At 72.7% G+C, this 13,042-nt stretch carries 12 protein-coding genes; 11 read left to right on the forward strand and 1 reads right to left on the reverse strand.

From position 1 onward, the window contains the following. From E6R60_RS09925 to E6R60_RS09945, 5 genes are read left to right on the forward strand one after another with little or no spacing between them, the layout of a single operon-like run. Window positions 1-1,875, forward strand: a complete 1,875-nt coding sequence (locus E6R60_RS09925; RefSeq protein WP_136326105.1) for an HAD-IIIC family phosphatase — start codon at window positions 1-3, stop codon at window positions 1,873-1,875. Further along, window positions 1,859-2,086 carry an acyl carrier protein gene (locus E6R60_RS09930; protein WP_136326106.1) on the forward strand — a complete coding sequence of 76 codons (228 nt, stop codon included), beginning with the start codon at window positions 1,859-1,861 and terminating at the stop codon, window positions 2,084-2,086. The genes E6R60_RS09925 and E6R60_RS09930 overlap by 17 nt, the downstream gene beginning before the upstream one ends. Next, window positions 2,083-2,850: a 2-oxo acid dehydrogenase subunit E2 gene (locus E6R60_RS09935; protein ID WP_136326107.1), complete on the forward strand. Its 768-nt coding sequence runs from the start codon at window positions 2,083-2,085 to the stop codon at window positions 2,848-2,850. Before E6R60_RS09930 ends, E6R60_RS09935 begins: the two co-directional genes overlap by 4 nt. Continuing rightward, window positions 2,847-3,932, forward strand: a complete 1,086-nt coding sequence (locus E6R60_RS09940) for an alpha/beta hydrolase (protein ID WP_136326108.1) — start codon at window positions 2,847-2,849, stop codon at window positions 3,930-3,932. Before E6R60_RS09935 ends, E6R60_RS09940 begins: the two co-directional genes overlap by 4 nt. Next, window positions 3,929-4,429 (forward strand): flavin reductase family protein, encoded by a 501-nt coding sequence (locus tag E6R60_RS09945; protein WP_136326109.1) that lies wholly within the window; start codon window positions 3,929-3,931, stop codon window positions 4,427-4,429. Before E6R60_RS09940 ends, E6R60_RS09945 begins: the two co-directional genes overlap by 4 nt. On the opposite strand, the gene E6R60_RS09950 is transcribed toward E6R60_RS09945, so the two are convergent. Continuing rightward, window positions 4,419-5,102, reverse strand: coding sequence for a TetR/AcrR family transcriptional regulator (locus tag E6R60_RS09950; protein WP_136326110.1), 684 nt, complete (start codon window positions 5,100-5,102; stop codon window positions 4,419-4,421). The genes E6R60_RS09945 and E6R60_RS09950 overlap by 11 nt on opposite strands. Before the next feature lie 79 nt (window positions 5,103-5,181). Between E6R60_RS09950 and E6R60_RS09955 the strand changes: the two genes are divergently transcribed. From E6R60_RS09955 to E6R60_RS09980, 6 genes are all read left to right on the forward strand, one after another. Beyond that, the gene (locus tag E6R60_RS09955; RefSeq protein WP_136326111.1) at window positions 5,182-6,642 is read left to right on the forward strand and encodes a DHA2 family efflux MFS transporter permease subunit; all 1,461 of its coding nucleotides are present in this window, start codon (window positions 5,182-5,184) and stop codon (window positions 6,640-6,642) included. 116 nt (window positions 6,643-6,758) lie between these two features. Next, complete coding sequence (locus E6R60_RS09960) at window positions 6,759-7,802, forward strand: LLM class flavin-dependent oxidoreductase (RefSeq protein WP_136326112.1); 1,044 nt, start codon at window positions 6,759-6,761, stop codon at window positions 7,800-7,802. Window positions 7,803-7,864: 62 nt separating this feature from the next. Beyond that, window positions 7,865-9,502, forward strand: coding sequence for an ABC transporter substrate-binding protein (locus E6R60_RS09965; protein WP_136326113.1), 1,638 nt, complete (start codon window positions 7,865-7,867; stop codon window positions 9,500-9,502). Then, window positions 9,502-10,467 carry an ABC transporter permease gene (locus E6R60_RS09970; protein WP_136326114.1) on the forward strand — a complete coding sequence of 322 codons (966 nt, stop codon included), beginning with the start codon at window positions 9,502-9,504 and terminating at the stop codon, window positions 10,465-10,467. Before E6R60_RS09965 ends, E6R60_RS09970 begins: the two co-directional genes overlap by 1 nt. Then, the gene (locus E6R60_RS09975) at window positions 10,464-11,336 is read left to right on the forward strand and encodes an ABC transporter permease (protein WP_136326115.1); all 873 of its coding nucleotides are present in this window, start codon (window positions 10,464-10,466) and stop codon (window positions 11,334-11,336) included. Before E6R60_RS09970 ends, E6R60_RS09975 begins: the two co-directional genes overlap by 4 nt. Then, window positions 11,333-13,012: an ABC transporter ATP-binding protein gene (locus E6R60_RS09980; protein WP_136326116.1), complete on the forward strand. Its 1,680-nt coding sequence runs from the start codon at window positions 11,333-11,335 to the stop codon at window positions 13,010-13,012. Before E6R60_RS09975 ends, E6R60_RS09980 begins: the two co-directional genes overlap by 4 nt. Window positions 13,013-13,042: the final 30 nt, after the last annotated feature.

The following is a 13,042-nucleotide window of genomic DNA, read 5'->3' on the forward strand; positions in this document are numbered from 1 at the left end:
GTGAGCGAGACCACCGCGGACCTGCGGGAGATCACGGCCGAGGACTACCCCGCGGTCCGGGGTCTGGTGGCCGGCCTGGAAGGGGACGCGCTCGTCCGGGCGGGCCGCGTCCTGGCCCGGCTGGACCCCGAGAAGGTCCTCGCCTCGCACCCCGGCACCCCCGCGCCGGTGATCGCGGTGACCGGGCACGGGACCCTGTCGGCCGTGGTTCCCGCGCTCACCGGCGAGCTGGCCCGGCACGGGCTGCTGGCGCGGGTACGGCTCTCCGGCTTCGACAGCTGGGTCTTCGACCTCGCGGACCCGGGCAGCGAGCTGTACGCCGCCGCCCCCTCCCTGGTGCTCTGTGTCCTCGACCCGGCGCTCGTGGCCGACGAGCTGCCCCTGCCCTGGCGGGTGGAGGACGTGGAGCGGGTCCTGGACGAGAAGACCGCGCTGATCGAACGGGCCGCCGGGGTGTTCGCCGCGACGGCCCGGGGCGCCACGCTGGTCCTCAACACGCTCCCCCTGCCCCGGTCGCTGACCGCGCAGCTCGTCGACCTAGGCTCACGCGCCCGGCTGGGAGCCGTGTGGCGGGAGGCCAACGCCCGTCTGCTGCGTCTGGGGGAGACCCGGCCCGAGGTGGTCACCGTGGACCTCGACCCGCTGCTCGCGGAGGGGGTCGCCGCCCAGGACGTACGGCAGAGCGTCTACGCCAAGGCCCATCTGTCCGACGGGCTGCTGGCCGGCTACGCCCGTGAGATCGGCCATCTGGCGCGGCAGTCGGCGGGCGGGGCGAAGAAGGTGCTCGCCCTGGACCTGGACGACACCGTGTGGGGCGGTGTGCTCGGTGAGGCGGGTCCCGAGGGCATCGAGGTGGCGGGAGGTTACCGCGGAGAGGCGTTCCGGCGCTTCCAGGCGGTGGCGAAGCAACTGGGTTCCCAGGGGGTGCTCCTGGCCGCCGTCAGCAAGAACGACCGTGAACCGGTCCTGAAGACGCTGCACGAGCACCCCGAACTCACACTGCGGGCGGCCGATTTCGTACAGGTGCGGGCCAACTGGCGTCCCAAGCACGAGAATCTCGCCGAGCTGGCGGCCGACCTCAATCTCGGCACGGACAGCTTCGTCTTCGTCGACGACAGCCCCTTCGAGTGCGGCCTCGTCCGCCGCGAGCTGCCCGGCGTCACGGTGCTCCAGGTGGGCCGGGAGCCCGCGCTCCATGTCGAACGGCTGCTGCGGGAGGGGTGGTTCGATGTCCGGGCCCTCACCGCGGAGGACCGCGCCCGCCCGGCGCGCTACCGCGAGGAGCGGGCCCGTCAGGACTTCCTCCAGACCTTCGAGTCCCTCGACGGCTACCTGCGGGAGCTGGACATCTCCGTGACGCTCGCACCCGTGGACGCGGGGCGGCTCGACCGGGTCTCCCAGCTCACCCTGCGGACCAATCAGTTCAATCTCACCACCGTCCGGCTGCAGCCCGCCGAGGTGCGGGCGCTGCACGAGGACCCGGCGGCGCAGGTGCTCGCGATCGAGTCAGCCGACCGGTTCGGGGACAACGGCCTGGTCGGCGTGGTGCTGCTGCGGCGCGAGGCCGGGGTGCTGCGGATCGAGAACTTCCTGCTGAGCTGCCGGGTCTTCTCGCGCGGCATCGAGCAGGCCGTGCTCGGCGCCGTACTGGAGCACGCCTTCGACAGCGGCGCCGCCGAGGTGCGGGCCGCGTACGCGCGCACCCCCCGCAACGGCAAGGTGGCGGACTTCTATCCGCGGGCGGGCTTCGAGACGGTCCGCGAGGACGCGGACTCGGCCGACTTCCGGCTCGCGTCCCGGCCGGCCGCCGCACCCGTCGATCACATCCGTCTGACCGCCCGTTTCGAGAGGATCCCCAGTGAAGACCGTCGATGATTTCGTCACGCTGCTGCGGGACGAACTCGCCCTGCCCGTCACCGCCGACGACCTCGGCCGGGGGCTGGACACCGTGGAGTCCTGGGACTCGGTGCACCTGCTGGCGCTGTGCACGGCCCTGGAGCGGGAGACCGGGCGCTCGCTGCCGCTGGCCGATGTGCTGGAGGCGGCCAGCCTGAAGGACGTGTACCTGCTGGCGGTGGCGCCGTGAGTGCTCCCGAGGCCGGCGAGCCGCTCCCCCGCCAGCGCAGGCACACGCTGTTCTTCCTGGAGGTGATCCGGGACTTCTCGCCCGTGTTCCTCGACACCGAGGTCGACATGAGCGCGGTGCTCGCCCACCGCGCGTCGGCGCTGGAGAGCGAGGGGGTGCGCTACTCGACCACCTCCTACGTCCTGCGGGCCGCCGGCCGGGTGCTGGCGAAGCACCCGGACGCCAACGCGGCGGTGCGCGGACGGCCCGGCCGCCTGAGGATCGCGCACTATCCGTTCGTCAACGGCAAGGTGGCCCTGGACCGCACCCTGGCCGGGCGCCGGGTGGTGCTCGGCACGATCGTGCCCGACGTCCACGAGTCCGGACTGCCCGCCATCCAGGAACATCTGGCGCGGGTCCGCGACGGCGACCCGGAGAAGCTGCCCGCGTTCGAAGGCGTACGGAAACTGCACCGGGCCCCCTGGGCCGAGGGCCGCAAGGCCTTCCGTGCCGCGGCGGACTCGCTCGCCCTGCGCCCCCATCTCAACGGCACGTTCGCGGTCACCTCACTGGGCCACCGGGCGGTCGACTCCTTCCATTCGGTGGGCGGCACCACGACCACGTTCGGGGTCGGCCGGGTGCTGGACCGGCCGGTGGTGCGGGAGGGCCGCATCGTGGTGGCACCGGTGCTGCGGCTCAGTCTCGCCTTCGACCACCGGGTCATCGACGGGGCCGAGGCGGCGGACGTACTGACCGAGGTCAAGGAGGCGCTGGAGAGCGTATGAACGACATCGCGGAACTGAAGAACTTCGTCGTCGCCCACACCCGTTCGCAGGGGCTGCCGGCCGAGCACTACGATCCGCTGCTGGCCCGGATCCGCGACGACGAGAACGGCACCCCGGGTTCCTGGGTGCACGAGTGGAGCGCCGAGGGGGCCCGGCTGGAGGCCGAGGGCAAGCCGCTGGAGGCCTCCGTGCACTACAACATGGCGCGGTTCCCCTTCGTGGACGGCTCGGCGCGGCAGGAGGCGCTGGAGCGGTGCACCGATTCCTTCGACACCTGGCGGTCGGACTTCCCGGCGGTGCAGCGCCTGGACATCGAGCTCGCGGGCGGCCGGATCCGCTGCTGGACGGCGGGGCTCGACGCCTCGGACCCGAAACCGCTGCTGGTGATGACCGGCGGCATCGTCTCGGTCAAGGAGCAGTGGGCGCCGGTACTGCTCCAGCTCGGGGCACTGGGATTCGCCGGAGTGGTCACCGAGATGCCGGGCGTGGGCGAGAACTCCCTGCTGTACGGGGCCGACAGCTGGCAGATGTTCCCGGCCGTCCTGGACGCGGTCGGCGACCGGGCGGACACCTCCCGCACGTACGCCCTGGCGCTCAGTTTCAGCGGGCATCTGGCCCTGCGGGCCGCCCTGCACGACGCGCGGATCAGCGGAGTCGTCGGCGCGGGCGCACCGCTGCACGACTTCTTCACGGACACCGCCTGGCAACGCACGGTCCCCCGGGTCACCACGGACACGCTGGCCCATCTCACCCGGTCGAAACCCGACGAGGTCTACGAGCTGATCCGGGACTGGGCGCTGACGCCCGGGGAGCTGGCGGAGCTGCGGATTCCGGTGGCGCACGTGACGAGCCTGCGGGACGAGATCATCCCGCCGGGTGACGCCCGGCTGCTGCGGGAGCGGGTGCGCGGAGTCCGGTTGCTGACCCACGACGACGTGCACGGATCACCGCTGCACTTCGCGCAGACGCGGCTGTGGACACTGCTGTCGGTACTGCGGATGCGCGGCGGCTTCGGTGACCAGCGGACGGCACTGACCAGGGAGTTCGCACGGATGCGATACGGCGGGGGGAAGCGGGGATGACCGGGACGAGACCCCTCGACGGCGGCACTCGATGTCTGCGCAACGTGCTCGGACGGTTCGCGACGGGCGTGGTCGCCGTCGCTTCGCAGGATCTGACGACCGGGAGCCGGTCGGGGCTCGCGGCGAACTCCTTCTGCTCGGTCTCGCTCGATCCGCCGCTGGTGTCGTTCTGCGTCGCGGACACCAGCACCAGCTGGCCGCGCATCCGCGCGGGCGGGCTGCTGGGGATCAGCATCCTGGGGTTCGGGCAGCGCGAGGCCGCGTCGCGGCTGGCGGTGACCGGCGGTGACAAGTTCCACGGCATGCCCTGGGGCTCCTCTCCGGACGGGGCGCCGGTCCTGGAGGGTGCGCTCGCCTGGCTGGAGTGCTCGGTCGAGGCCGAGCACCCGGCGGGCGACCATGTGATCGTGGTCGCCCGCGTGCACCGGATCGACGCGGCCGAGGACGGGGACCCGCTGCTGTTCTTCCGGGGATCGTACGGACGGCTCAGCCGCTGACCCCGTCGGGGCCGCCCGCCGGGTCCGTGCCGAAGGCGCGCAGGAAGGTGTCGACCCCGGCGGTGACGACCTTCGCGACGTCCTCCGGGTCGAGGGGCCGGGTGCCCAGCGCGCTCATCCCGGGCAGCTCCTCGTACACCAGCGCGATGAACTGGTTGGCCGCCCTGACCGGGTCCTCGACGCGCAGGTGCCCGGCGTTCGCGAGGCGGGCGAGCCGGCCCGCGAGCGCCTCCGTGAACTGGTTCGGACCGCTGGCCCGCACCGCGTCGAAGAGGTCCGGGAAGCGCACGGCCTCCGCGTACAGCAGCCGGCGCACGGACTCGGACTGCTCGTCGCAGTAGCAGTCGACGAGCTTCGTGGCGAGGTCCTCCAGGCCCGGGCGCAGCTGGTCCGGATCGGTCGGGAAGGCGGTGAGGACGTCGAGGGTCTTGGCGTTGGAACGGGCGGCGGTCTCCGTCATCACATGCCGGAACAGCTTCTCCTTCGACCCCAGGTGGTTGTAGATCGTCGGCTTGGACACCCCGGCCTCGGCGGCGATCACGTCCAGGCTCGCCTGCGCGTATCCGACCTGCGCGAAGACCCGCAGGGCGGCCTCCACGATCGCCCTGCGCTTGTCCAGCCGCCCTCGGTCCACCGGGCCGCGGGCCGTCTGTTCGTTCTCGCCAACACTCATGGGGCCATGCTACCGTGCCAGCCACAGAATTTAACTACCCAGTAAAATTTTCTGGGTGGAGTGGTTAAAAGGAGTTGCCGTGTCTGAAACAAAGGCGGCGGAGAGCGGGCCTGCCCGGCTCGATGCCGCACTGCTCACGCTCGTCGGCGTCATGGTGCTCGGCGGGATGATGTCCTACCTGGACGCGACGATCGTCAACGTCGGGATCAGCACGCTGGGCGGCGAGTTCCACGCGACGCTGGCCACCATCGAGTGGGTGACCACCGGTTATCTGCTCGCGGTCGCCCTGGCGATCCCGCTGGCCGGCTGGGCCGTGGTCCGGTTCGGCGCCAAACGCATGTGGCTGCTGGGCCTGTCGGTCTTCCTCATCGGCTCGACCCTGTGCGCCTTCGCCTGGAACGCGGAGAGCCTGATCGCCTTCCGCATCGTCCAGGGCTTCGGCGGCGGTATGGTCGACCCGATCATGATGACCGTCGTCGCGGGCGCCGCGGGGCCCGCCAGGATCGGCCGGGTCATGGGGCTGGTCTCCGTGCCGATCACGCTCGGCCCGGTGCTGGGTCCCGTCATCGGCGGGCTGCTGCTGGACAACTTCTCCTGGGAGTGGATGTTCCTGGTCAACATCCCCTTCGCGCTCGCCGCGATCGTGCTGGCGATCCGGGTGCTGCCCGCCGATCCGCCGCCGAGCGGTGATCCGGTGCCGTTCGACGCCCTGGGTGTCGCGCTGCTCTCACCCGGCTTCGCCGCGCTCGTCTACGCCCTGTCCCAGGCCGGGGGCGACGGCTTCGGCAGCACCAAGGTGATCATCGGGCTGGCCGTGGGCGTGGCCCTGTTCGTCGCGTACACGGTGCACGCCCTGCGCACCACCGTCACTCCTCTGCTCGATCTCCGGCTGTTCAGCAGCAAGGGCTTCAGCGCGAGCGTGACCACCATGTTCCTGCTCGGCGGCGGCCTGTTCTCGCTGCTCTTCCTGCTGCCGCTCTACTACCAGCAGGTGCACGGCCACAGCGTCCTCGAATCCGGTCTGCTGCTCGCCCCGCTGGGCCTCGGCACCCTGATCGGCATGCCGATCGCCGGCAACCTCGCGGACAAGGTCGGCGCCCGCCGGCTGGTGCCCACCGGCGCACTGCTCATCGGACTCGGCGCCCTGGTCTTCACCGGCTCGGACGCCGGCACCTCGCAGATCGCGCTGACCGCGGCCCAGTTCGCCGCCGGCTTCGGCATGGGCCTGGTGGGCGCGCCCACCATGGGATCGGTCTACAAGACGGTGCCGGGCGAGGCGGTCGCGGGCGCCACCGGCGCTGTCTTCATCCTCAACCAGATCGGCGCCTCGCTGGGCATCGCGGTCGTGGCGCTGATCCTCCAGGGCGGCGGCTCCCACGCGGCCCCGACCGCCGACTCCTTCGGCAACGCCTTCTGGTGGCCGGTCGCCGCCGCCGTCGTGGTCTTCGCCGCGGGCCTGCTGCTGCCGGGGAAGCCCCGGGCGGAACCGGCCGCGGCCGGAGCACCGGCCGATGCGGAGCCGGTCACCGACCACGCCTGAGCCGCGTGCCCCGGCACGGGGCGCCCGGTACTCCGCCGCTCCTCCCGCATGTGCCTGTCCGTCCAGCCCGCGCCGCCGGACCCCCGTCCGGCGGCGCGCTCCTTCCGGAGGTCTCCATGAGCCGACCCCTCGGCATCCCCCTGTCCGTGCTCGACGTGGTGCCCGTCTTCGAGGGCGGCTCCGCGACCCAGGCGCTGCGCGACACCGTCGCGCTGGCTCCGCGTGTCGAGGAACTGGGCTATCTGCGCTACTGGGTGGCCGAGCACCACAGCACCCCCAGCCTCGCCACCTCGGCGCCCGCCATCCTCGCCGGACGTCTGGCCGCCGCCACGACCACCTTGCGGGTCGGCTCCGGGGGCGTGCTGCTGCCCAACCACGCCCCGCTGGTGGTCGCCGAGCAGTTCGGCACCCTGGAGGCGCTCCACCCCGGCCGCGTCGACCTGGGCCTGGGACGCGCCCCCGGCACCGACCCGCACACGGCCCGCGCGCTGCGCCGGGCGCCCGAGCGGGGCGGGGACGACTTCTCCCACCAGGTCGGCGAGCTGAGCGGCTACTTCGCGCCCGCCGACCCCGCTTCCCCGATCACCGCCGTGCCGGCGGCCGACGGCAGGCCGGACCTCTGGATGCTCGGCTCCAGCCCGGCCAGCGCCGAACTCGCCGGCTCGCTGGGACTGCCGTACGCCTTCGCCCACCAGATCAACCCGCACGCCACGGCCTACGCGCTGGACCGCTACCGCGAGGCCTTCAGGCCCTCGCCCCACCTGGCCCGGCCGCGCACCCTCATCTCCGCGCTGACCACCGTCGCCGGCACGGACCGGGCCGCTCGCGAGGTCGCCGCCCCCTATCTGCTCGGCAAGATAAAGATGCGCACGGTACGGCGCTTCGACGCGTTCCCGTCCGCGCACACGGCGGCCGGGTACGCGTACGCGGAGGCCGAGCTGGAGTTCCTGGAGGAGCTGGCCGAACGCCAGCTGATCGGCGCGCCGGACACCGTGCGCGACAAGCTGGCCGAGCTGGTGGAGCGCACGGGGGCCGACGAGCTGATGGCCCTGACCGTCGTGCCGGACCAGGGGGAGCGGCTGCGCTCGTTCGAACTGCTGGCACAGGCGGCCAGGGAAGTGTTCCCCGGCTCCCCCGAGGGCGTTTCAGCCCGGCTTTAGACGGACTCGCGACAGTACGAGCGGCACCCCCTCACCTCGTTTCCATGTCCCGGAGTCCCTATATGCACCCGCGCCGTACCCCTCGCAGAGCCGTCCTGCTGTCCGTCCTGCTGCTCGCCGCCGTCACCGCGTGCAGCTCGGACGGCGGCTCCGCCCCCGCCGCGCAGGCGAAGCCCCGCAGCGGCGGCAGCCTCACCTACGCGGCGCAGCAGGAACCGGACTGCTGGGACCCGCACACCAGCGCGCAGGACGTGACCGCCTTCGTCCAGCGGCCCGTCTTCGACTCGCTCGTCTACCAGACACCGGAGGGTGAGCTTGAGCCGTGGCTGGCGAAGTCGTGGAAGACCTCGGAAGGGGGCCGGACGTACACCTTCGACCTGCGCGAGGACGTCACCTTCCACGACGGGGAGCACCTGGACGCGGCGGCGGTGAAGGCCAACTTCGACCACATCACCGCCAAGGCGACCCAGTCGCAGTACGCGGCGGGCCTGCTCGGCCCCTACTCCCGCACCACCGTGAAGGGGAAGTACGAGGTCGAGGTCCGCTTCAGCCGGCCGTACGCCCCGTTCCTCCAGGCGGCCAGCACCACCTATCTGGGGATGGCGTCGCCCGCGTCGCTGAAGGCGGGGGCCGACAAGCTCTGCGCGGGCACGGACTCCGTCGGCTCCGGGCCGTTCGAGGCGGGTGCCTACACCCGGGGCCAGAAGCGCGGATACACCAAGAACGCCGCCTACGCGTGGGCGCCGAAGGACGCCGGTCACAGCGGGCCCGCCCGGCTGGACTCCTTCACCGTGCGCTTCCTCACCGAGGACGCCACCCGGGTGGGCGCGCTGGCTTCCGGCCAGGTCGACGCCGCGGCCGCGATCCCGGCCAACCAGATCGCGACGGTACGCAGGAACGCGCGGCTGGACGTCGTCGGCAAGGACGTCCCGGGCGCGGTCGACACGTTCTACCTGAACACCAGGAGCCCGCTGTTCTCGGACGCCCGGGTGCGCAAGGCGTTCCAGCGGTCCATCGATCTGGACGCCCTGGTGAAGTCGGTGTTCCAGGGCACCGGCACCCGGGCCTGGAGCACCCTGTCCCCCGCGACCCCGCACAGCTACGACTCCGCACTGGAGAAGAGCTGGCCCTACGACCGGGCGCTCGCCGGCCGGCTGCTGGACCAGGCGGGCTGGACCGGCCGCGACTCCGAGGGCTACCGGACGAAGAACGGCAAGCGGCTCACCGTCGTCGCCCCGGTCTACGGCACGGCCTCGGTCTTCTCCCAGGCCGTCCAGGGTGATCTGAAGAAGGCCGGGATCCATCTGGATCTCGCCGCCTCCACCGACGCCACCGCGGTGTCCGCCCAGCTGGACGAGGGCCGCTACGACGTGGTCGAGACGTCCTGGGCGCGCGGAGACGGTGACATCCTCAGCAGCTTCTTCCTCTCCACCGAATCGTCGGCGGGCGGCGGCCACAACTTCGCCAGGGTCGCCGACCCCGAGGTCGACGCGTGGCTGAAGAAGGCACAGGGCACCACGGACCCGGACCGGCGCGCCGAGTACTACGCGCAGGTGCAGAAGTGGACGATCGACCGCGCCGCGGTGGTCCCGGCCTACGTCCAGAAGGCGTCGGTCGGTGTGAACAGGAAGGTGCACGGGCTGCGGCTCTCGCTGTCGGCGTGGCCCGAGTTCTACGGCGCCTGGGTCGAGGCCGGCTGATGACGGTCCCGCACATACCCGTCGCGATCCGGGCCGTGACGGCCCGGGTCGGGGCGGCCGTCCTCGTCGTCTGGGGGGCGGCCACCTGCGCCTTCCTGGCGCTGCAGCTCATCCCCGGCGATCCGGTCCGCGCGATCGTCGGCTCGAACGCGCTGGTCGGGGCGGAGCAGCGTGAGGAGATACGCCGCCACTACGGCCTGGACCGGCCGCTGGCCGTCCAGTACGGCTCGTATCTGAAGAAGCTGGTCTCGGGCGAGCTCGGTGACTCGTACCAGTTGCAGCAGTCGGTCTCCTCGCTGCTCGCCGGCCAGATCGGGGCAACGGCCCAGCTCGCCCTGTGGTCCTCGCTGTCGGCCGTGGTGCTGGCCGCCGCCGTGACCGTACTGACCTCCGGGCGCTCCCGGTGGCCGCGCCGGGTCTCGACCGCGGTGGAGCTGATCGTGGTGTCCACGCCGTCGTTCTGGCTCGGCATCATGCTGCTGACGGTCTTCTCGTTCCGTCTGGGGTGGCTGCCGGTCTCCGACGGTGGCGGCGCCCGCTCGCTGGTCCTTCCGGTGGTCACGCTGGCGCTGCCGATCGCGGCGGTGCTCACGCAGGTGATGCGGGAGGGACTGCTCGGCGCCCTGGAGCAGCCGTTCACTCTCACCGCCCGGTCGCGGGGGCTCGCCGAGCACACCGTGCGCTCGCACCACGCGCTGCGCCATGCCGCGCTGCCGGCGCTCACCCTCACCGGCTGGTTCACCGGAACGCTGCTCGGCGGGGCCGTGGTGGTGGAGAACGTGTTCGCGCGCCCGGGCATCGGACGGATCACCCTCCAGGCGGTGAGTGATCGCGATCTGCCGGTCGTGCAGGGCGTGGTGGCGCTGTCGGCCGTGGTGTTCGTCATGGTCGGCGCGCTGGTGGAAGTGCTGTACGCGGTCGTGGATCCCCGGCTGCGCAAGGGAACGGGGGTGGCCGCCGCATGAGTGTGGAACAGGCCGTACGGGCCGGGACACCGGTCCCGGCGGCCGGCGGGGTCCGCAGGGGCCGGGTGCGGCCGGGGGTCCTGGCCGCCGCCGTGCTGCTGGGGCTGATCCTGCTGGCCGCGCTGGCGCCCTCGGTGCTGGCGGGCGGCAGCCCGACCGACACGGATCCGGTGCACGCGCTCCAGGCACCGGGCGCAGCCCACTGGTTCGGTACGGATCAGCTGGGCCGTGACGTCTTCACCCGGGTGGTGCACGGAACCCGCTACTCGCTGGCCATCGGGGCCGCGGCGACCGGCGCCGGAGTCGGGCTCGCGGTGGTGTGGGGGCTGGCCGCCGCGCTGTCCGGCCGGTTCGGCGACGCCGTGCTGATGCGCGCCGCCGACGCGCTGCTGGCGCTGCCGGGGCTGCTGCTCGCGCTCATGGTCGTCCTCATCGCGGGCAAGGGGGTGCTGGGCACCACGGTCGCCGTCGCCGTGGGGACCGCGCCGGGGTTCGCCCGGGTGGTGCGCGCCCAGGCGCTGGTCGTCAGGCGGTCCGGATATGTGGAGTCCGCGGTGGCGCTGGGCGTTCCACGTCCGCTGATCGTGCTGCGGCATGTGCTGCCCAACACGCTGGGGCCGCTCCTGGTGCTGGCGACGGTCACGCTCGGGGCGTCCATCTCCACCGGGGCGGCGCTGAGCTATCTGGGGCTCGGCGCCCAGCCGCCGACCCCCGAGTGGGGCGCGATGCTGACGGAGGGCCAGGGGTTCCTCGACCAGGCCTGGTGGATCGCGCTCTTCCCGGGCCTGCTGCTGGTCGGCACGGTCCTCGCGGTCACCGTCGTGGGCCGCCACGCACAGGCACGAACCGAAGGGCGGGCCGCCTCATGACCACCGCATCGTCCAGGGGGACGGCCCCGGGCCCCACGGAGGCGCGGGCCGACGGGCCCGCCCGGGAGGCGGCCCTGCTGCTCGACGTCGCCGGGCTGAACGTGCGGTTCGGCACCGGGCCCGGTCAGGTCCACGCCGTGCGGGACGCCTCGTTCTCCCTCGCCGCGGGCCGCTGCCTGGCCGTCGTCGGTGAGTCGGGTTCGGGCAAGAGCGCACTGGCCCGCAGTCTCCTGGGGCTCGCCGGGCCGACCGCCGGGGTGTCGGCGGACCGGTTGCGCATCACGGGCCGCGAGGCCCGGGAGTTCGGTCCCCGCCAGTGGCGTGCGGTACGGGGCCGGCGCGTCGGCCTGGTCGCCCAGGACGCGCTCGTCGCACTGGACCCGTTGCGGCCCGTCGGCAAGGAGATCGCGGAACCGCTGCTCACGCACGGGGTCGTCCCGCGCAAGGAAGCCGGGGCGCGCGTCCTCGCCCTGCTGGAGCGGGTCGGTGTGCCCGAACCCGCCGAACGGGCCCGGGCGTACGTCCACCAGTTGTCGGGAGGGCTGCGGCAGCGGGCCCTGATCGCCTCGGCGATCGCCGCCGAGCCCGGTGTCCTGATCGCGGACGAGCCGACGACCGCGCTGGACGCCTCGGTCCAGTCCCGGATCCTCGCGCTCCTCGGCGAGCTGAGGGCCGGGGGCACCGGCCTCCTCCTGATCAGCCACGACCTGGCCGTCGTGGAGGCGCTCGCCGACGAGGTCGCCGTGATGAAGGACGGCCGGATCGTGGAGTCAGGACCGGTCGGCAGCGTGCTGGAGGCGCCGGAACACCCGTACACGAAGGCGCTGTTGGCCGCCATTCCGGGCAGTCGCCCGCGGCGGGCCCGAGCCGCGGTGGAATCGGACGGCGGCGAGCCGCTCCTCGACGTCTCCCGCGTCACCAAGGTGTTCAAGGGTGCGCGCGGCACCCGCCGGACCGCGGTCGCCGATGTGTCCTTCGGACTGCGACCGGGTGAGACGCTCGGCCTGGTCGGCGAGTCGGGGTCGGGCAAGTCCACCCTGGCCCGCGTGGTCCTCGGTCTGGTGGCGCCGGACAGCGGCGCGGTGCGGCTGGCGGGAACACCGTGGAGCACCCTTCGGGAGCGTGAGCGCAGGCAGTGGCGTCACACCGTGCAACTCGTGCCGCAGGATCCGCTCAGCGCCTTCGATCCACGCTGGAGCGTCGCCCGGATCGTGGGCGAGGCGCTGGCCACGGCAGGCGTCGGGCGCGGTGAGCGGCAGGCCCGCACCGTCCGGCTGCTGGAGCAGGTGGGGCTGTCGGAGCAGCATCTGGAGCGGCGGCCGCTCGCGCTGTCCGGCGGGCAGCGCCAACGGGTCGCCATCGCGCGCGCTCTGGCGCCCTCGCCCCGGCTGCTCGTCTGCGACGAGCCGGTCTCGGCGCTCGATGTGTCCGTGCAAGCACAAGTGCTGGATCTCCTGAGGCAGTTGCAGGAGGACCTCGGGCTGGCGACGCTCTTCATCTCGCACGATCTCGCGGTCGTCCGGGAGATCTGCGCACGCGTGCTGGTGATGAAGGACGGCCGGATCGTGGAGTCGGGGCCGGTGGAGGAGGTGTTCGCGAAACCCGCGCACCCGTACACCCGGGCCCTGCTGGAGGCGGTGCCACGGCGGGCGCGTACCGCACAAGAGCGGCTTTAGAACCGGCCAACACGCGACTGCGAGCCTCGA

It is taken from the genome of Streptomyces sp. A0642 (assembly GCF_004795105.1).
GTDB lineage: Bacteria > Actinomycetota > Actinomycetes > Streptomycetales > Streptomycetaceae > Streptomyces.